General features: G+C 60.6%; 14 protein-coding genes. 5 read left to right on the top strand and 9 right to left on the bottom strand.

The annotated features are described in order from the left end of the window. Positions 1-942 (top strand): ATP-binding protein (locus LG31_RS21145; protein WP_161785965.1); only part of this gene is annotated, 942 nt, incomplete at its 5' end. Between the two features lie 50 nt (positions 943-992). Here the strand turns inward: LG31_RS21145 and recD are convergent. The 6 genes from recD to LG31_RS0103935 all read right to left on the bottom strand — a co-directional run bounded on the left by recD (position 993) and on the right by LG31_RS0103935 (position 11,786). Then, complete coding sequence (gene recD / locus LG31_RS0103960; RefSeq protein ID WP_033113208.1) at positions 993-3,056, bottom strand: exodeoxyribonuclease V subunit alpha; 2,064 nt, start codon at positions 3,054-3,056, stop codon at positions 993-995. Further along, a complete protein-coding gene (gene recB, locus LG31_RS0103955) occupies positions 3,053-6,661 on the bottom strand; it encodes an exodeoxyribonuclease V subunit beta (RefSeq protein WP_033113207.1) in 3,609 nt (1,202 codons plus the stop codon). Before recB ends, recD begins: the two co-directional genes overlap by 4 nt. Further along, positions 6,661-10,047, bottom strand: a complete 3,387-nt coding sequence (recC, locus tag LG31_RS0103950) for an exodeoxyribonuclease V subunit gamma (RefSeq protein ID WP_033113206.1) — start codon at positions 10,045-10,047, stop codon at positions 6,661-6,663. The genes recB and recC overlap by 1 nt, the downstream gene beginning before the upstream one ends. Positions 10,048-10,304: 257 nt before the next feature. Next, positions 10,305-10,697 carry a DoxX family protein gene (locus LG31_RS0103945; protein WP_033113205.1) on the bottom strand — a complete coding sequence of 131 codons (393 nt, stop codon included), beginning with the start codon at positions 10,695-10,697 and terminating at the stop codon, positions 10,305-10,307. A gap of 39 nt (positions 10,698-10,736) precedes the next feature. After that, positions 10,737-11,423, bottom strand: coding sequence for a pirin family protein (locus LG31_RS0103940; protein WP_033113204.1), 687 nt, complete (start codon positions 11,421-11,423; stop codon positions 10,737-10,739). 30 nt (positions 11,424-11,453) lie between these two features. Continuing rightward, a complete protein-coding gene (locus LG31_RS0103935) occupies positions 11,454-11,786 on the bottom strand; it encodes a hypothetical protein (protein WP_033113203.1) in 333 nt (110 codons plus the stop codon). A gap of 258 nt (positions 11,787-12,044) precedes the next feature. Here LG31_RS0103935 and LG31_RS0103930 point away from each other — a divergent pair, with 258 nt between their 5' ends. Beyond that, entirely contained in the window at positions 12,045-12,962 is a 918-nt protein-coding gene (locus LG31_RS0103930; protein ID WP_033113202.1) for a LysR family transcriptional regulator, read from the top strand. A 95-nt stretch (positions 12,963-13,057) separates the two neighbouring features. Here LG31_RS0103930 and LG31_RS0103925 read toward each other — a convergent pair whose 3' ends face one another. Beyond that, the gene (locus tag LG31_RS0103925) at positions 13,058-13,405 is read right to left on the bottom strand and encodes a hypothetical protein (RefSeq protein ID WP_033113201.1); all 348 of its coding nucleotides are present in this window, start codon (positions 13,403-13,405) and stop codon (positions 13,058-13,060) included. A gap of 198 nt (positions 13,406-13,603) precedes the next feature. Between LG31_RS0103925 and LG31_RS0103920 the strand changes: the two genes are divergently transcribed. From LG31_RS0103920 to LG31_RS0103910, 3 genes are all read left to right on the top strand, one after another. Beyond that, positions 13,604-14,326, top strand: coding sequence for a response regulator (locus tag LG31_RS0103920; protein WP_033113200.1), 723 nt, complete (start codon positions 13,604-13,606; stop codon positions 14,324-14,326). A gap of 33 nt (positions 14,327-14,359) precedes the next feature. Beyond that, the gene (locus LG31_RS0103915) at positions 14,360-15,718 is read left to right on the top strand and encodes an ATP-binding protein (RefSeq protein WP_033113199.1); all 1,359 of its coding nucleotides are present in this window, start codon (positions 14,360-14,362) and stop codon (positions 15,716-15,718) included. Positions 15,719-15,857: 139 nt separating this feature from the next. Further along, positions 15,858-17,270 carry a transporter substrate-binding domain-containing diguanylate cyclase gene (locus tag LG31_RS0103910; protein ID WP_033113198.1) on the top strand — a complete coding sequence of 471 codons (1,413 nt, stop codon included), beginning with the start codon at positions 15,858-15,860 and terminating at the stop codon, positions 17,268-17,270. A 45-nt stretch (positions 17,271-17,315) separates the two neighbouring features. Here the strand turns inward: LG31_RS0103910 and LG31_RS0103905 are convergent, their stop codons facing one another. Both LG31_RS0103905 and LG31_RS21540 read right to left on the bottom strand, forming a co-directional pair. Beyond that, the gene (locus tag LG31_RS0103905) at positions 17,316-19,268 is read right to left on the bottom strand and encodes a ligand-gated channel protein (protein ID WP_033113197.1); all 1,953 of its coding nucleotides are present in this window, start codon (positions 19,266-19,268) and stop codon (positions 17,316-17,318) included. 117 nt (positions 19,269-19,385) lie between these two features. Further along, on the bottom strand, positions 19,386-19,613 hold a 228-nt coding region (locus LG31_RS21540), incomplete at its 5' end, for a hypothetical protein (RefSeq protein ID WP_238567469.1).

Raw genomic sequence — 19,613 nt, 5'->3', positions numbered from 1 at the left:
GATATTATTACTGCGCTTAGAGGACTACGTTTTAGTGAAGATAACATTCCAAACATTCAGCTTGATTTTTTTCAATTTAATGAAGCCAAGTTAGCAATCCTAACAATATTTAATAAGCCTTTAAAACCATATTACCTGACAAAAGAATACAGTCATCAGGGTAGATCAATACGAGCTGGTGTTGTTTATTCACGGACAAATGATGCTAATACACCATTAGATTCATGTGCCAATCCAATTGATGTCAGAGCGATGTGGTTTGAAAGATTCGGCCTCAACCTGACAGCCCCTGATAGATTCTCCATTCTTTTAGAAGATGCCAAATGCTGGGACTATGATGGTATTAGCCAAGCCTTTTATTCTAATGACCCTGATTTCACTATTGAGATTGGGAGTGTAGAGCATGAGGGAGGTAATTATTGGTGGCAAAATTTATATTTTGAGAATGCAAGACAGTTTGACTACCACTTAAAATATAAGAACAAAATTATTAAAACCTTGCCTGTGGTTAATTACTACAACGAGGGTTTGACTGTACCATTCCCAAACATTGAGTTTATTACCTATCCAGAAGCTCAAGATGGATCGAATGCCGAATTTTACTGTGAAATTTACTTTTATAAAAAAGGAACTATTGAATATAGTTTATTTCAACACATAAGAAAAAGTGAAGTGCCTTGTGATACATCTCAAACACTATCTACACCAATCACAACTCAACTGAAACCACCCATAATAAAATTGCCGTTTTTTATAATTGACAGTGATAGTGAATTAAATGAACTTTCCAAAAAATTCATGGAGAAATATCATGAGTTTAATTCCTGCAAGTCAGATTTAATGAGAAAACGTTACCCTAACGAAAATTATAATAGATGGGATGTTGAAAAATTTTTTTCGGAGTGGGTTTTTGAGCAAATAAATCCTCCCTCTGGACTTTAAATTAGTGAATGACATTAAACGGCGGTAGATTCCTTTACCGCCGCCATCAATCACTCCCCCAACCTCTCCGCCAATCCGGAATAACGCTCGGTCTTTTTCCGCACCGCTTGGGCCAGCAGGGCGCGATCGCCGTAGAGATCAAGCCGCGCCTTGGCGCGGGTGATGCCGGTATAGACCAGCTCGCGGGTCAGCAGCGGGCTGGGGCTGTCGGGCAGCACCAGCACGGTATGGGCAAACTCCGAACCCTGGGATTTGTGGATAGTCATGGCGTAGACCGTCTCGTGGGGCGGCAAGCGACTGGGCAACAGGGCGCGCAGGGTGCCATCCGGCTGCTCAAACCATACCTTGAGCCGACCGGTTTCATCGGGCAGACAGAGCCCCATATCGCCGTTATAGAGGCCGACCCCGTGGTCGTTGCGCACCACCATCACAGGGCGACCGGCATACCAGTCGCCATCGCGGGCAATCAGGCCTGCCCGTGACAAGGCCAGTTCGAGGCGCTCGTTAAGTCCCAGCACGCCGAACGGGCCATCGCGCAGGGCGCAGAGGATCTGGAAGCTGTTGAATGCCTTGAACACGGCGGCGGGGGCTTCCCCCGCGCGGGCCGCCTTCAGATAGCTGCCGTAACCGGCTACCCCCTGGGCAATCAGGGCGTCGTAGGCCTCCCCGGCCCAGGGGTGCAGGCTGATATCGCTAAAGCCCATGCCCCAGACTGATTCCACCGCCGTGGCATCGCCGCTGTTGCAGGCACGTGCCAGCTGGCCGATGCCGGAGTGCTGATCAAAGCGCCAGCTCTTGGCCAGCAAGCAGAGGCTGTCGCGCACCGGGGCCCCCGCGGGCGCCCCCTGCAAGCGGTAGCCGGTCTGGCGGGAGAGCCAATCCGCCTGCGCCGGGCTGATGCCCTGTTCGATAAAGCTGCAGATATCGCCGAGCACGGCCCCCGCCTCCACCGAGGCGAGCTGATCCTTGTCGCCAAGCAGGATCAGGCGGGCGTGGCTTGGCAACGCATCGAGCAGGCGCGCCATCATCGGCAGGTCAACCATGGAGGCCTCATCCACCACCAGCAAGTCGAGGTGCAGCGGGTTGCCTGCGTGGTGGCGGAACTGACTGCGCCCCGGAATGACCCCGAGCAACCGGTGCAGGGTGCCCGCTTCGGTGGGGATCGCTTCGACCCACTCGGGGGGCAGATCAAGAGCCTGCAGGGCAGAGCCGATACTCTCGGTGAGGCGCGCCGCCGCCTTGCCGGTGGGGGCCACCAGCCGGATCGCCGGGGCCTTGCCTGCTTGCAGGCCGGTCTCCACCAGAATGGCGAGCAGTTTGGCCACTGTGGTGGTCTTGCCGGTGCCGGGGCCGCCGGAGATCACCGCAAAGGGGCGCGCCGCCGCGGTGGCCGCTGCCAGTTTCTGGCCGTTGCAGCAGAGCGCCTCGGGCACCAGTGCATCCAGCTTGCCAAGGTCGCTCGCCGCCTGGGCGCTGGCCAGCAGCCCTTCGATGGCGAGCCAATCCACTTCATTGGGGAACACCAGATCCAGATACTTTTCGATAAAGTGGCGGGCCGAGAAGTCGGGGGCGAGGCGGGCTTTGAGCAGCGCAGCGAACACCAACCCGTAGTCGCGGGCAAACAGCCGCGACAGAGCCGGGGCAATCTCCGGCCATTCGGCACGTTCACTCAAAGCGCGCAGATGGCGGGCCACCCCCTGCTCATGATCGTGGTAACGGGTGAGGTAGAGCCGCCCGTGCCACAGCCGCAGCGGCCAGCGCGGGGCGAGCCCCTCATCCTGTTCGGTACCAACCAAGGGACTCTCTGCAAACAGGGCGGGCCAGCGGGCAGGATCCGCCAGATCCAGCAACAGATCCCGGCTCTGCTGGGGATCCAGCCCGAACGGGCGCAGGGATCCGGCAGCGAGCATCTCCAGCGGCAAACAGACATGGCCGCGCCCCAGCTCGAAGCAGGCGAGCGCAGCCCCCAGCACCAGCTCGGGGCTACCGCCCAGATCGGCCACCAGCCTGGCAAATTGCAGATCCAGCTGGCGGATGCGGCCAGCCAGCGCCAGTGTTTTGAGCCGTTCAACCATCATTGCGCTGGTTACGGTGCTAATCATGGTGCTGCTCATGCCTCTACCTCGTTTAATTCTGTTGATGACACACCGCCAGAGCGATCACCATTTCTAAACAACTCATCCAGCCCCAGCACCAGTTCACGGCTCGGGCGGGTATGGAAAATGCCCCCCTGCGGCATGCCGCGCAGGAACAGATAGAAAACCCCGCCAAAATGCTGCTCGAAGTCGTAGCCCGGCAGGCGCAGGGTGAGCAGCCGGTGCAGCGCCAGCGAGTAGAGCTGGTATTGCAGGTCGTAGCGATGCTCCGCCATCGCCCGCTCCAGCGCCGGACGGCTGTAATCGGCGGGGCTCATGCCGAGGTGGTTCGATTTGTAGTCGAGCAGATACCAGCGCCCCTGCCACTCGAACACCAGATCGATAAAGCCCTTGAGCATCCCCTGCACGGTAGCAAAGCTGAGCGGCTTGTTGCCCCGCGACAGCGGGTCGTGCTGCCGGCAGAGCGCGGTCAGCGCCGGTGCCGTCACCCGACCCATGGGCAGAAAGAACTCCAGCTCCACCTGTTTGCGCTCGGGGGCCAGATCCCGCAGCCGCACCGGCTCGCCAAAGCCTGTTTCCAGCGGGGTATCGAGCACCGCCTCCACCTGCTGTTGCAGCACAGGGGCCCAGCTCTCGTCGAAACCATCCTGCGCCAGCAGGGTGGCGATATGCTCTGCCAGCGTCTCGCCAGCGGCGCTTTGAAAGTCGATGGTCTCGAACAGGCTGTGCAGCAGGGTGCCGGGACGCGCCCCTCTCGGGAAGGTGAAGATGGAGGGCTGGGGCGCTTCTTCCGGTTGCTCGGCCGCCAATGCAGCCGCTTCGGTCACCACCTCGTCATCGAAACCGGGGTTGGCCAGCACGCCCTTGCTGTGGCCGTGGCCCTGCGCCGCCAGCCCGGAGTAGGAGCTGATCCACCAGTCCCGTTCAAGGGAACCGGTAAATTGGCGCACCTGCGGCTCGCCCAACTGCTCCTCCTCTGGCGGCAGCGGGGCCGGACGGGTGAGCGAGGGCTCACCGACGGCCACTCCGGGCAGATCCTGGGCAAGCGAACTGAGGGCAGTCGCCAGCGTGGCAGCATCCCCCTCTTCGCCCTTTTGCAGCAGGTAGCCGATGGCGGTGTGGTGCAGGTCGGTCTTCTCCGACTTGCCCGCCCCCGCCCGCACCGGCGCCAACCCCAGCCAGGTGGCGTAGACGCCCCGGGTCAGCGCCACATAGAGCAGCCGCAAATCTTCGGCAAGGCGCTCTTTATCGGCTTCGGCCAAGGAACCCTCGGCGCCGGTCAGATCTAGAATGGTGCGATTGCCCGCCTCATCCGCCTCGTGATAGAGCGGGGTTTCGGCGGTTCTGTGGCTGCAGATGAAAGGCAGGAACACCAGCGGGTACTCCAGCCCCTTGGATTTGTGGATCGTGACGATCTGCACCAGCTTGCGCTCGGATTCGAGCCGCAGTACCTGCTCCGCATCTTGCCCGTTGGGGCGGCTCACCGCCTCCCCCAGCCAGCGCAGCAGGGCGTACTCCCCGTCCAACTCGCTGCTCACCTGTTGCAGCAGCTCACCGAGATGGAGGAAGTTGGTCAGCCGCCGCTCGCCGTAGGGGCTCGCCAGCAGGGAGGAGGCGAGATTGCGCCGGTGCAGCAGGGCCCGCAACATCGCCAGCACGCCACGGCGGTGCCAGATCTTGCGGTACTCCATAAACTCCTGCACCGCGCTCTCCCACGCCCGCTCATCGCTGGCCAGCCCATCGAGCGCCTTGGCGTCGAGATCAAACAGGCCGGTGGCGAGCGCTGCCCGCAGGCTGCGCTCTTCGCTCGGGTTCTGGCAGGCGTGCAAAATCAGCAGGATCTCCCGCGCCTCCACCTGCTCCAGCACGCTCTCGCGGTTCGACAGATAGACGGAGGCGATGGCGAGCCGCGCCAGCTCCTGCTGCACCAGCTTGCCCTCGCTGCCGGTGCGCACCAGCACGGCAATATCCCCGGCCTTGACCGCCTTGTCACCGATCAGCGCCTTGCCCTCGCGGGCCAGCGTCAGCAGGCGGTGGATCTCGGCCGCGGTGGCGCGGGCCATCTTGCTCTGGTAATCCCCCCGGTTGAAGGTGGGCTGGCCAGTCAGCTGCCAGCAGTGGAGCACAGGGGCGGTGACGCCATCGAGCAGCAGCGCCTTGCTCTTGCCCTGCGCCTCCACCGGCAGGAAGGGGATATCCGCTTCGTAGATAAAGGGATCCTTGGCCCGCTCGAACAGGCCGTTGACCGCCCCCACCAGCGTACTGCTGGAGCGCCAGTTGCGCCCGAGGGTGTAGTGGGCGCTCACATTTCGCCGCGCCTGAATGTAGGTAAAGATGTCGGCGCCGCGAAAGCCGTAGATGGCCTGTTTGGGGTCACCGATCATCAGCAGCGCCGTGTCTGTATGGCCGCCGTAGAGGCGATGGAAGATGCGGTACTGCTGGGGGTCGGTATCCTGAAATTCATCGATCATTGCCACCCGATAGGTGGCGCGAATGCGCTCGCAGAGTCGCTCGCCAAGGCCGGAACCAAGCGCCCCGTCGAGGTCTTTGAGCAAGTCATCGAACGAGAGCTGATGGGCTTGGCGCTTGCTCGCCTGCATCCGGCTGCGCACCACCTTGGCCGCCCGCTGCAGGATCAGATCGCGAATACCGGGGCGGCTCGCCAGAAGCTCGTCTATCTGACTGAACAGCGGCAGGGTCGGCACCGCGCCCCCCTTCTTGAGGTTCTCCTCCAACACCGTCTGGCCGAAGCGTTCCAGCTCCTTGGGGATGGCATAGCCGCTGCTCTCGTCCTGCGCCCAGTCGCCAATCTTGGCAAGCCACCCTTCGTAGTTCTTGCCGGTGTAGCGGCTGATCTGGCCATCGGTCTGGCGGCGGATCTCGTCCGTCTGCACTAGCCACTCGCTCTTCACTGCCGCGATGCGACTCATGGCCGCCTGATGGCGGGCGGCGAGGGTCTCATCCCCCAGCGCGGGGTGGATCTCCAGCTCGCTATTGTCGAGCCAGCTGCCCATCTCCCGCAGCAGGGCTGCGGGGCTCGGCCAGAGCGCGCGCACCGAACTGGCGAGGGCTTTATCCACCGGATAGAACTCGGCTCGCCAGTAGTCGCTCACCGCCTGCAACCTGAGCTGGCTGTCGTCGGTGAGAAATTCGGTCTCGAAGAGGGCGCCCGACTCGAAGGCGTTTTGCTTGAGCATCCGCTGGCAGAAGCCGTGGATGGTAAAGACCGCCGCCTCGTCCATCTGCCGCTCGGCGGCCAGCAGGCGACGGGCCGCCAACTCGTGATCAGCCACCTCTGCCAGCAACTGGGCCAGCAGGTTGTCACTGCTATGGCCGCGCATAAAGGCGAGGCGCGCCTCGTGGATGCGACCGCGGATCCGCCCGCGCAGCTCGGCGGTGGCCGCTTCGGTAAAGGTCACCACCAGAATCTCGGTCACCGAGAGCGGCCGTTCGTGGGCGCTCGGCTGACCCACATCGGCGCCCTCTTCAATGAGCGGGCCGTGGCCCAGCAGCAGGCGCAGGTAGAGACCGGCGATGGTGTAGGTCTTGCCGGTACCGGCGGAGGCTTCGATCAGTCGTTCACCATGGAGGGGAAAACGCAATGTATTGAGCGGGTTAGCCATTATTTCAGCTCCTCCAGGGTCTTGAGCAGCGGGGTCAGGTGTTCGCGGGCCAGCGCCTGCAACTGCCCCAGCACCTCGTCATCGAGTTCGGGGAAGCAGCGGGCGACGTAAGGGTCTGCCCCCTCCCCATTGATCATCCAGCCGCCGTTGAAACGGGTGAGGGCCGCCTTGTCGGCCGCCTCCGGCTTGTCCGGATCCTTCTCGATCGCCTTGAGCCAATCCCAGGCAGTGTTGGGGAAGAACGGCAGCGGCCGCTTCATCCCCTGCGCCCAGCACGCCACCAGCGCCGCCAGCTTGGGGCGCGCCTCGTCGGCCGCGAGCTTGGCTAACCGCAGACTCTGTTTGGCATCGAACAACAGGGTGTCGCCGGGGGCGCAGCTCAATGAGAGGCAGAGGTGCTGGATCCAGCCCAGCAGCAGATCCTTGCCGTTGAAGCTGCCGGGTTTGACCACCAGCAAGCGCCCCTTCTGGGTGTCGATCCACCCTTGCAGCTGGCCCTGAGTGAGGGAGATATCGATCTCCACCGCCTGCTTTTCTGACTCATTGGCAGCAACCCATGGCCGCAGCCGATCCGCCAGCTTGCCCATCTCGGCATCCAGATCGTCCAGCAGCAGGCTGCCGAACCACCCTTGCGGCAGCAGGCCGGTGAGCTGCAACCGCTCGCGCCGTATGCTCACGCTATCGCTCCGCTCTGGACTGTCCCCTTCCGCCAGATGGGCATCGAGCAGCAGATCTTTCAGCTGATAATGTTGCAGGCCATCCAGCTCGAACGGCTCGCTGTCCTCGATGTTGGCTTCGTTCAGCTCAAACCACACCTTGAGGCGGCGGTTGAGGAAATACTTGGTGGGCTGGCGATAGAAGCGCAGCAGCTCCGCCAGCTCCAGCCCCTGCTCCTTGCCCCATTCGGGGGGCAGCGGCAGCTCACCGCTCTGGAAGTTGGCCGCGCCGCGCACCGGATTGAGGGCGGGCAGCCAGTCGGCGGCATAGGTAAAGAGGCGTGAACCCGCCTCCGGATAGAAGTAGTTGCGGCTGTAGGGGGTGAGCGGGTGCGCCACCATCAGGTGGTTGAGCAGCCGCTTGCCGGAGGTTTCGTCGTCGAGATCCTCGTCCCCCGCCAGCACAAAGCCTTGCCGCACATAGTCGATCAGCTCCGCCAGCAGCACCGATGGCACCTTGTCGCTGTTGTCCTGCGCGCTGAAGCCCTGATAGCTGATATAGAGCCCCTGCTGGGCACTGAGCAGCGCCTCGAGAAAGAGGTAGCGGTCATCATCGCGGCGGGAGCGATCCCCGCGCCGCGACGCCACCGCCATCAGATCGAACCCCATGGGAGCCAGGGTGCGCGGGTAGACGCCGTCGTTCATGCCGAGCAGACAGACCTGCTTGAAGGGGATGGAGCGCATCGGCATCAGAGTGCAGAAGTTGACCTGACCGGCGAGGAAGCGCTGACTGGAGCGGGACTCCCCCAGCACGCTGCCGAGGTAATCCTGCAACAGATCGGCGGTGATGGGCTGCTCGAAACGGGCTTCGCCGAGCCGGGTCTGCCACTCGGCCAGCTGGCTGCGAATAAGCTGAAGCTGACGCTCTTCATCTTCGTCGGCCAGATAGAAGCGCTCCAGCAGCGCCAGCAGGCAGGCGCTCCACTCGGCCAGCGGCTGCGCCTGTTGCAAGCGGGGCAAAAACTCGGCCAGCGAATCGACAAACCAGGCGAGCTTGCCGAGCGCCAAGCCCTGCTGACCCTCGATATCGGCATAGGGCAGAATGCCCGCCACCGGCTCGCCATCCCCCATGGCAAAGCCGAGCAGCATGCGACGCAGGCCGAACAGCCAGCTGTTGCCGGACATGGGCGGCAGATCGAAACGGACGGGGTAGCCGTCGTTCAGCCCCCAGCGGATGCCGGTCTCCTGCACCCAGACCCGCAGCTGGTTGAACTCGTCATCATCCAGCTCGAAACGGCGCAGCACCGCGGGCACCTCGAGAATGGCGAGCAGCTCCCCTGCCCCCAAACGGGCGTTAGGCAGCCTGAGCAGGGCGAGGAAGCTTTGCAGCAGCGGGCTCTCCTGACTCGCCGCCCGATCCGATACCGCAAACGGGATCTGACCCCGTGCGCCAAACACCGCCTGAATGTAGGGGCCATAGCTGTTCACATCCGGCATCATCACCACCACATCTTTCGGGGTGAGGGTCGGGTCCTGCTCGAACAGCGCCAGCAGCCGGTCGTGCAGCACCTCGAGTTCGCGCATCGGGCCGTGGCAGGCGTGGATCTGCAAGGATCCATCCGCCGGATCTATGGGGCTCTTGTGATGGCTGCTGTCGAGATCGAACTGACCGGCCCCCCGTTCGGCCAGCTCCAGCACATCCTTCTGGATGGCGCGCAGCAGCTTGATATTGCCCTTGGCATCCACCTCGTCGATATCGACGAAGGCCTCGATTTGCGGCACCTCCAGCTCCATCAGCTGATGCAGGTAATCGCGCCCCAGCTTGCCCATGGAGGCGAGCAGCGGGTTGGCGGGGCCTTGCAGGGTCTCGATATCGGTGCCGGGTTTGAGCTTGGTTTCGAGCCGAGCCAGGGTTTTGCGATCCAGCAGATCCCCCCAGTAGTAGCGGCAGGGGTTGGTGACAAACAGGTGCACCTCCACCTCCGGCCGACTGCCGAGAGCCAGCAGCGCCTCCACATAGCGCGGCGGCAGCGCCGAGATGCCGAACACGAACACCCGCTGCGGCAGCTTGCCGGGCAGATCTGCGGTACGTTCCAGCTCGTGGATAAACTCCTCGTAGAGGTTGGCGCGGTGATAACCGCTCGGAGAGAGCGCCAACGTACGGGCCACCAGCTCGCGCCACAGCTCGGGCTGCCAATCCTGACCGCTCACCCCGGCCAGATCCTGACTCCCTGTGCCAACCAGTCCCTCCCCCTCTTCCCAACGGGCGATCCAGTCCGGCCGATAGACCAGATACTGGTCAAAGAGATCCGCCACCTTCTGGCAGAGCTGCCACAGCCGCACTTGCTCGGGATCTCTGGCGGGATCCTCGTCCTCTCCACCGCCCAGATAGGCGGCGAGCGGGGCAAAGGCGGGGCGATCCAGCAAGGCAGGCAGAATGGTCATCAGCTGCCAGCTCATGGAGCCCTTGTTGTAGGGGCTCTGACGCGGTACATCCGCCAGCACCCGGGTGAACATCTCCCAGATAAAGCTGGCGGGCAGAGGAAAATCGATATTGGCGGCGATGCCGAAGGCCTTGGCCAGCTCCAGCTTGAGCCACTGGGCCATGCCCGGACTCTGCACCAGGATCTGCTCCCGATCGAAGGGGTGAGAGAGGGGGGCCTGCCGGATGCGGCTCACCAGCAGCTCTTTGAGCAGATCCAGCTGATTGGAGTGGTAGAGGGTAAACATGAGCAATTCCCGCCTGTGGATGAGAGGGGGCGAGGGAAAAGGCTAGCCATTTCCGTCACTTCACAAGAGAGGGAATTGTCGGGGATCGGGGGATAAGATGCAAAAGGCACTTGTGGCCAGCAGGCGGGCAAACCGCTGAACCATGAGGGGAGCCGCAGATTTGTGCAGCTGCCTCACCAACACGGAAAACGCAGACAGAAAAAAGCCGGTGCAGTTGCACCGGCCAAAAGGCTTGGAAAACTCAAACTGACTGGCTGTTACCAGTTTTTGCCAAGACGGGCATCCACACTGAAGGCACCCGCACCAGCTGCCGCCAGCGCCAGGAAACCACCGGCAACGGAGACGTTCTTCATAAACATCAGCATCTGCATCTGTTCGGCAGGCTGGTAGTGGAAAATAAAGGCGGCCATCAGGGTGAAACCGGCCATCAGCACCGACAGGCTGCGGGTAAAGAGACCCAGCATGATGGCGAGGCCACCACCCAGCTCAAGCAGGATCACCAGGGGCAGGATAAAACCCGGCACCCCCATCGCTTCCATATAGCCCTGGGTGCCGGCATAACCGCCAATCTTGCCCCAACCCGCCATCACGAACATCAGCGCCAGCAGTACACGACCCGCCAGCAGCGCTACATCTTTCATCTTGTCCATTTCATCTTCCTCGTTTGTGTCACATCACCGCTGACTGCTTCAGGGTAGGTCAAATAACAGGGCTTGAGTGGCATTGGTCGCAACCAGCTCCCACCGGTATTCATCACGACTGAGAACCCCGTCGCCGGGTCGGGCAGCCAGACCGTTGGCGGTCAGCTCCCCTGAAATCATCTGCAGGTAACCGTGTCGGCCAGCCAGTGCCCATTCGAGCGTCTCGCCCGGGGCCAGCTCCAGCCGCCAGACGCGAGCCTGCTGGCGGATCACGAAGGATCCCGCCTCGCCATCCGGTGACGCCACCAGCGTCATACCCGGTCTGGACTCAATTTTCTGCTGCTGATATCCGGGTGGCGTGCCGACTTCATTAGGCTCGATCCAGATCTGCAACAGGGAGAGGGGTTCCGTCTGCGAGGGGTTGTACTCGCTGTGACGGATCCCGCTGCCTGCGCTCATCAGCTGGAAATCCCCCACCGGGATCTGCTCGACATGGCCGAGGCTGTCCTTGTGCTCTATGGTGCCTTGCAGCACGCAAGTGAGGATCTCCATATTGGCGTGAGGATGGGTGGCGAATCCGCCACCCGGCGCAACCAGATCCTGATTGATCACCCGCAGTACCGAGTGCCCCATCCACTCCGGGTCATAGTAGTGACCGAAGGAGAAACTGTGGCGTGCGTCCAGCCAGCCGAAGTTGGCCTTGCCTCGCGCCTCTGCGGCTCTCAATTTCATCATGGTCTGCTCCTCATCTATCCGGGGTTCGGTTTAGCGATCTTTGCCACCGCCGAGACCGAACGGAATGCGATACTCGCTGCTCTCGCCAGCCAGGCTGACCGTCAGGTTGCCCTGGGTACGACCCGGGATCTTCACCTGCTGGGTGCCCATCAGGTTGGCGTGAACCGATGCCAGCAGATCGCCAGACTCGTCGCGCACTTCCAGCATCGGATTGGCTTTGCCATCCAGCGCTGCGGTGGAGTGCCACTTGACAAACAGCACACCCGGGGTGGCGTTGAAGTCAGCCGGTACGGCGGCGTTGGCGAAACCTGTGGTCATCAGGCCTGCAACGGCCAGCATCTTGATTACGTTTTTCATGTTCATTCACTCTCTTGTTTTATATGTCATTGCCAAGGCCAGCTCGGCCAGAATCAATGCATCCATGCAAGAGGTCATTCAAATAGTGTGTTGTTCTTTCACCGACATCAGACATGCCGATTTGGCCTGTCACAGTGCGGAACTTCCCGCATATTTGGCCGCCAGACGTTCCTGCCTAAGCGATGATTGAATATTAAAGGTGCTTGGCTTAACTTGTTAGCGAGATAATCTGGCGAACATATTCAAAAAAATTGAAGGTGAAAAATGGCCAAGGAGTCGAACAAGGAACGAGCACTCACCCTGGAAGCGATCCGGGTGCTGGATGCCATCGACCGCCGTGGCAGCTTCGCGGCGGCGGCCGACGAGCTGGGCAAGGTACCTTCGGCATTGAGCTACACGGTGCAAAAGCTGGAAGATGAACTGGATGCCATGCTGTTCGACCGTAGCGGCCACCGCACCAAGTTCACCCCGGCGGGGCGCATGCTGCTGGAACGCGGTCGGGTGCTGCTGGAGGCAGCCGAGCATCTGGTGGGCGAGACCCGGGCGCTGGCCCGCGGCTGGGAAACCGACATCACCATCGCCGTCGATGCGCTGGTGCCCTTGCAGGCACTCTACCCCTTGGTGGATCGACTGGCCGAGCAGACCGATACCCGGCTCAGACTGCGGGCCGAAGTGCTGGCGGGTAGCTGGGAGTGTCTGGAGGATGGCCGCGCTGACCTGCTCATCTCCTCCCTCAACCCGGATATAGTCATGACCGGCATCAAGCATCAGGTGCTGAAAGAGGAGGTGATGCTCTATGTCGCCCACCCCGACCACCCTCTCCATCAGGAGCCGGAGCCCCTCGCCGACGAGACCCTGCGCCGCTATCGCGCTATCGCCGTCGCCGACACCGCCCTGCGCAAGCCGGTGCTCACCTACCGCCTGCTCGACAAGCAGCCGCGCCTCACCGTCAGCACCATGGCGGAGAAGCGCGATGCCCTGCTGGCCGGGCTTGGCATCGGCACCATGCCGCAGAGCTGGATTGAGGAGGACATCAAGGCCGGTCGGCTCAAGGTGATCAGCCCCGAGTACCGCCATCAGCTGCAGGTCGTGCTGGCATGGCGCCGCGATACCATGGGCAAGGCCAAGAGCTGGCTGGTGCGGGAGATCCCCAGGCTGTTTCAAAATAGTGGCAGCGAATAAGCGTCGTTTTGCCAGTGCCATTTGCCATAACAAAAAGAGAGGGGGAGCAACATGCTCCCCCTCTCTCATCTCCAGCACACCTTGTCAGGTATGGCTTACTGGTTCGCTTCGGCAAACTTCTTCATCGCCTCTGCGTGTTTGGTCATGCCGTCGGCACGCTCGTTGAGGTTCTTGATGAACTCTGCCTTTTTGGCCGGATCCTGAATGCGATCATAGCGTTGCTTCAGGTTGGCTTCGATCTGTTCCGGGGTCATGTTCTGCAGGCGTGCCATCTTGTCGTGACGGCCACCGTGGTGTTTACCGCCCATCATGCCGCCATCCATCGGGCAGTCCACCATGGCGCCGGGCTCGGGAGCCTGGGCTGTTTGTGTGGCAGCATAGGCGCCCAGCGGCAGGCCAAAGATCAGGGTGGCGGTCATCAGAGTTTTGGTCAGCTTTTTCATGGTCTATCTCCTGTCGGATGATTCGGGTTCGGCTCTCTCGCCTTGCCCTCAAGTAAACACCCGACCGGTGTCTGAACTTTGCCAGCATCGCCCTTTTTTGTAGCAGAGTGTGGCATCAGGCAGATCTGGCACACTTTGACACAAACCGCGCAGCGTATTTTCGTATACTCGTGCCAACGCCAAGCAGGGGAGGTATTCATGAATCAGGGCAACACCCATATTCTGGTGGTCGACGACCACAGCGAGATCCGCGATCTCTTGAAGCGCTTTCTGGAACAGCACGGCCTACGGGTCAGCTGCGCCCGGGATGGCAAGGAGATGAAACGACTGCTGGAGGAGCGGGAGTTCGATCTGCTGGTACTGGATCTGATGATGCCGGGCGAGGACGGTCTGACCCTCTGCCGCGAACTGCGCGCCAAGTCGAGTCTGCCCATCATAATGCTCACCGCCATGGGGGAAGAGACCGACCGTATCATAGGGCTGGAGATGGGGGCCGACGACTATCTGGCCAAGCCCTTCAACCCGCGCGAGCTGCTGGCCCGGATCAAGGCGGTGATGCGCCGCACCCAGGCCGAGACCCAGCCCGCCGCCGAGACCCTGACCCGGGATCTGCGCTTCGATCGCTGGCTGCTCGACGTCAATCGCCGCGAGCTGGTCGACGAGGATGGGGTGGGCCTGAGCCTCTCCACTGCCGAGTTCGATCTGCTCAAGGTATTTCTCGAACGCCCGCAGCGGGTGCTGAGCCGGGATCAACTGCTGGATCTGGCCCGCGGCCGCGAGGCGGTGGCCTTCGATCGCGCCATCGATACCCTGGTGAGCCGGCTGCGCCGCAAGCTGGAGCGGGATCCCAAGAATCCGGAACTGATCAAGACCATCTGGGGTGGCGGTTATATGTTCTCGGCCGATGTGACGCAGGTATAAGTGGTGAATGCACTGAAACGGCTATGGGCACGGATGTGGCCCAAGGGGCTGACCGGCCAGATCATTCTGGTGGCGCTGGCGGGCTTGATCCTGATCCAGCTGCTCAGCATTCAGATCTACCGCTCGGATCGGGAGGAGGCACTCGGCTTCGTCAACAGCCGCAACGCCATGCAGCGGATCATCTCGGTGGTGCGGCTGCTCTCCCTTTCCCCCCCGTCTCTCTATGACGAGATCCTCAAGGCGAGCCGTAGCGAAACCCTGCTGCTGCGAATTGAAGGCGAGCCGATGCAGCCCGATAACCGCAGCCCCCGCTTCGAGCAGCTGGTACGATCGCGCCTTGGCTATCCCCCCGCGCTTACTATCGAGATCAGTGCCGAACTGAAAGAGGATGCCCAGCGCAGCAAGGCCTGGGAGCACCATGCTCGCATGATGCGGGATCGCAAGGGGCCACCACCGCGAGACATGCGGCTCTACGGATCAATCGAACTGCCACAGGGTGGCTGGCTGCAGTTCAGCTCGCTGGTCGACAAGGAGGCCGGCAGCTGGTCATGGCAAACCACTTTCAACCTGATGCTGGTAGCCAGTCTGGTGATCGGGCTGATGGTGCTGCTGTTTCGTCGCGCCACCCGCCCCCTCAAGCAACTGGCAGGCAACGCCGAACGACTGGGGCGCGGAGAGGATATCGAGCCCTTGAAAGAGGAGGGGCCGACCGAGATCCGCGAATCGATTCAGGCCTTCAACCGGATGCATACCCGGCTTGATCGCTTCGTGCAGGACAGAACCCGGATGCTGGCCGCCATCTCCCACGATCTGCGCACCCCCATCACCAGCCTGCGCCTGCGCAGCGAGTTTCTGGCAGATGGCGAGGACAAGGATCGCATCCAGCAGACCCTGCAACAGATGGAGCAGATGCTGGCCGCCACCCTCAGCTTTGCCCGCGAAGAGGGGCAACAGGAGGCAACGCGGGAACTGGATCTGGTCAGCCTGCTGGTCAGTCTGTGTGATGACTATGCCGATACCGGCCAGCCGGTCACCTGTCTGGCGGAAGGGAAAGAGGTCTACGCCTGCCGCGCCAACACCCTGCGCCGGGTACTGCAGAACCTGATCGGCAACGCCATCAAATACGCCGGCAGTGCCGAGGTCTCGCTGGAGCGAACTCGCAGCGAGCTGCTGATCCGGGTCTGCGACCACGGCCCGGGGATCGATCCGGCGCGACTGGAGGATGTATTCAAGCCGTTCGTGCGGCTCGACGAGGCACGAAATACCGAGTCTGGCAGCGTGGGGCTCGGCCTCTCCATCGCCCGCACCCTGGTACATCAGCACGGCGGTGAGCTCACCCTGCTCAACCGGCCGGAGGGCGGACTGGAGGCAAAAATCAACCTGCCGCTGTAAGCCGTCACGGTATGAGTCCTGCTCGTTACGGCAATGCTGCCATCATGTAAACTTCATCGCCAGATCGCTTGTTCTTCCTCGTTGAAGGCAGTAATAATCGGCGTCTACAGACAGCGGCTGGCAATGGATTGGAGCAGGGATGGCTTCTTCTCGGATTGGACAAGCGTTCAGGGCAGGGTGTGGTTTTCTGCTGCTCATTATTGCCCTGCACGCCTCGGGAAAAGAGCCTGAAAAGCCCCTCGTCATCACCAACTCCAAAGCGTGGCAGCCCTTCTCCTATATCAATGAGTCGGGCCAGCCAGATGGCCTGCTGATCGACCTCTGGCGCGAATATGCTCGCGTCACCGGCCAGAAGATCGAGTTCCGGCTGGTCGACTGGCAGCACTCCCTCGATCTGCTGCACGAAGGGAAGGCTGATGTGCATGCCGGTCTGCTCTGGTCACCGGAGCGGGACAAGCTGTTCGACTATGGCCAGCCCCTCGCCCAGCTCGACTCCCAGCTCTTCTTCTCCAACGAGCTGCGCGGCACCGATGTCCACTACTACCTGCTACATGAGACCGTCGGCGTCGTCGCTGGCGGTTATGAAGAGTACTACGCCAAGCGCTACTTCCCCGGCACCAAACTGCAGACCTTCGATGACAACGACACCCTGCTGGCAGCGGCCTTTCGGGGCGATATAAAGGCCTTTATCGCCGATCTGCAGGTCGCCAACTTCTACATCTATACCTCGGCAGATCCGACCCGCTTCATTCCGGTGCGCCACCTCTATACCGACCAGATCCGCTTTGCCGTCAAGAAAGGGGAGCTCGCCCTGCTGACCAAGCTCGAAGAGGGATTCGCCAGGATCAAGGAGAGTGACCGGGAGCGGATTATCCGCAAATGGATGCATGTCGAAACCGTCTACCCCATCCATCTCGGCCCCTGGCTACTGCTGGCGGCGGGCCTCGTCATGGTGGCCTATATCGTGCAGCTGCGCCGGGCTGTCGCCAATCGCACGGCAGAACTGAGCCGCGCCAATGCCCGGCTCGAAAAGCTGGCCAGCACAGATCCGCTGACGGGTCTCCTCAACCGGCGAGCCTTTATCCCGTCACTGGAGCAGCAACTGACCAGCGGCGCCCCCTGCGCTCTGCTGCTGTTCGACGTGGATCACTTCAAGGAGACCAACGATAAATTCGGCCACAACGTGGGCGACAAGCTGCTGGAAAAACTGGCCGAAAGCATAGCCGTCATCTTGCCGGAGCAGAGTCTGTTTGCACGCATTGGTGGTGAGGAATTTTGCGTCCTGCTGCCGAGCGATAGCCTGCAGGCGAGCGGGTTGTGGGCGGCATGCCTCTGTCAGGAAGCCAATAAAGAGCGGCTGGAGACTACTCAGGGTGAGGTCACCCTCTCCATCAGCACAGGAGCAGTCTGGATTTCAGCCGGGGAGAGTATCGACACCGACCAGCTGCTACGACAGGCAGACCAGCTGATGTATCAAGCCAAAGCCAATGGTCGCAACACCTGGCAGGCGGCACCATATCAGGTAACTGCCAACCCGATGGATGCTCAATAAAAACGGCCGCCATCGGATGATGGCGGCCGTGTTGCATTATGTCTGTCAGAAGTTGTAGGTGACACCCAGATTGTAACGGCGACCATCCAGCACTGTGCCATAGCTGCTGTAATCCACCGTCTTGTCGAACAGGTTGTAGACCCCGGCGGTCAGATCGAGATGCTTGTTGGCCTTGTAGACCAACCCCATGTCAAAGAAGGTATAGGAGGGCGTTCCCTCCGCCATCTTGACCCGGCTCAGGTACTCGGAAGTCTCGCCACGGAAGTTGACTCGCGACCAGAGGTTGAGATCCTCGGTGGTCTGCCAGTCTACGCTGCCGTTGAGCATATGACGGGGCATCTGGTTGAGGGCATGACCCGCCAGCGGGCCGCTCTTCTGCTCGGACTGGGTAAATGTATAGCTGCCGCTGACCGACCACTCGTCGTTAATCGCCCAATCCATCATGCTCTCTACGCCACGCATGTTCGCCTTGTCGACGTTGACCCGATCGCTGATGAAGTCATAGCTGTGGCCATTGAGAGTACAGGCCGGATCGCTCTTGCTAGTGCAGCGACGTACTTCGGAGATCTTGTTCTTGAAGTCGGTGTTGAACAGGGTCACCCCAGCATTGAAGCCCTGATGGCCATTCCACAGCAAGCCAATCTCTTCACTCACGCTGGTCTCGGGTTTGAGATCCGGGTTGCCGACCAGCATGCCATCCAGACTGCCACCACCGGTGACCTGGCCCCAGTTGGCCGCCGACATCCGCAAGTCCGGCGAGCGATAACCGGTCGACACGCCCCCTTTCAGGGTCCAGCTATCATCCAGATGCCAGACACCGTAGAGGCGCGGGCTCCAGTGAGAGCCGTAGTTCTGATCCCGATCCATGCGGGCGCCCCCTGTCAGGGCAAAGCTGTCAGTGAGTGACCACTCATCCTCGACAAACATCGCCCAGCTCCAGCGGGTCAGCTGTGTGGCCGGGTTGGCCACTTTCAGGTTATTGCCCTGATCGTGCAGATCCTCATAGCGGTACTGCCCACCGACGCTCAGGTAGTGATCCCCCAGAATGAACTGGGTGTGGGTATCGGCGATGGTGTTGGTGAGCTCCATCTTGCGGCCGGGGTTGGTGTTGGTCTCCTGCTGCAGATAGCTGCTGGAAGAGCCGAAATCATACTGGCCATCATGAGTCAGCGCATAGTTGGTGCGCTCGTAGCGGTTAAGGCTATCTTTCGCCTTGGCATCAAGCGAATTGCCTGCCGTGCGATCCCGATCCTGCAAGCTGCGACTGGCTTCCAGATCGAAGCGGTTGTGCTCGTCAGGCTTGAAGCTGAGCACAGCTGTACCGCTGCGGGTCTCCTGTTCGGCAAAGCCCTGAGTAAACTTATCCTCGCCACGATGGGCCAGCTGACCATTGAAGCGCAGCCCCAACACCCCATCGATCAGTGAGCCTGCGGTATAGGCATCGGTCTGGAAGCTATTACCGGCATCCTTGTTCTCCTGGAAGGTCGAATCAGCGTGAACCGAGCCCTGCCAGGCCAGACCGGTGGTCTTACGGGTAATCACGTTAATCACGCCGCCCATGGCATCTGAACCATAACGGGATGACATGGGGCCACGGACGACCTCAATCCGCTCGATTGCCTGCAGCGGCGGTAGCCAGCCTTGCTCGATACCGGGGCCGTCGCTATTGGGACGAGTACCGCGACTATCCACCTTTTTGCCATCAACCAGCATCAGGGTGTATTTCGAGCCCATACCGCGAATGCTGATATCACTGCTGCTGCCACCACCGGTCACCACCACACCGGGGACATCTTTCAGTGCATCAGTCACATCACGATAGGCGCGCTTCTCCAACTGCTCGCGAGTAATGACGGAGATAGAAGCTGCAGAATCCTCGATTTTTTGCTGAAAACCCGAGGCGGTGACAACCATCACTTCCTGTTCGGAAGCTACGGCGTGAATAGAGAGAAGAGAACCGATCAGCAAGGCAAGCTTGCTTGGTTGTATTGTTGTCATGATTTGGCCTGAACGTTTCAAGTAGGAAAGTGGCGTATTCCCTTACTTCACTCGTTACAAGACCCGGCCTCCTGCCGGGAACGGTGATTAATAAATGCTTATTTGAAACGCAACTTATTAATCGGTCTGGATTGTAACGACCAGGACAAGATCAATCAAACAATAATCATTATCATTTGAGTGATAACAGTTAAACCTGCTCAGACGCGAAGTATGAGGCAGATGTTCTATAACATCATGATTTTTAATGATAAATTTACTTATAGGAGAGATTGCTAGGAGCAGGCTACAAACCTGTGCTGATAACAACAAAACAGACGCCTGGATTTCAGGCAATAAAAAACC

The sequence above is a fragment of the Aeromonas lacus genome (genome assembly GCF_000764665.1).
GTDB classification, from domain to species: domain Bacteria; phylum Pseudomonadota; class Gammaproteobacteria; order Enterobacterales; family Aeromonadaceae; genus Aeromonas; species Aeromonas lacus.
Note: the sequence above shows the minus strand (reverse complement) of the source record. Positions and strands in the feature narration are given on the sequence as shown.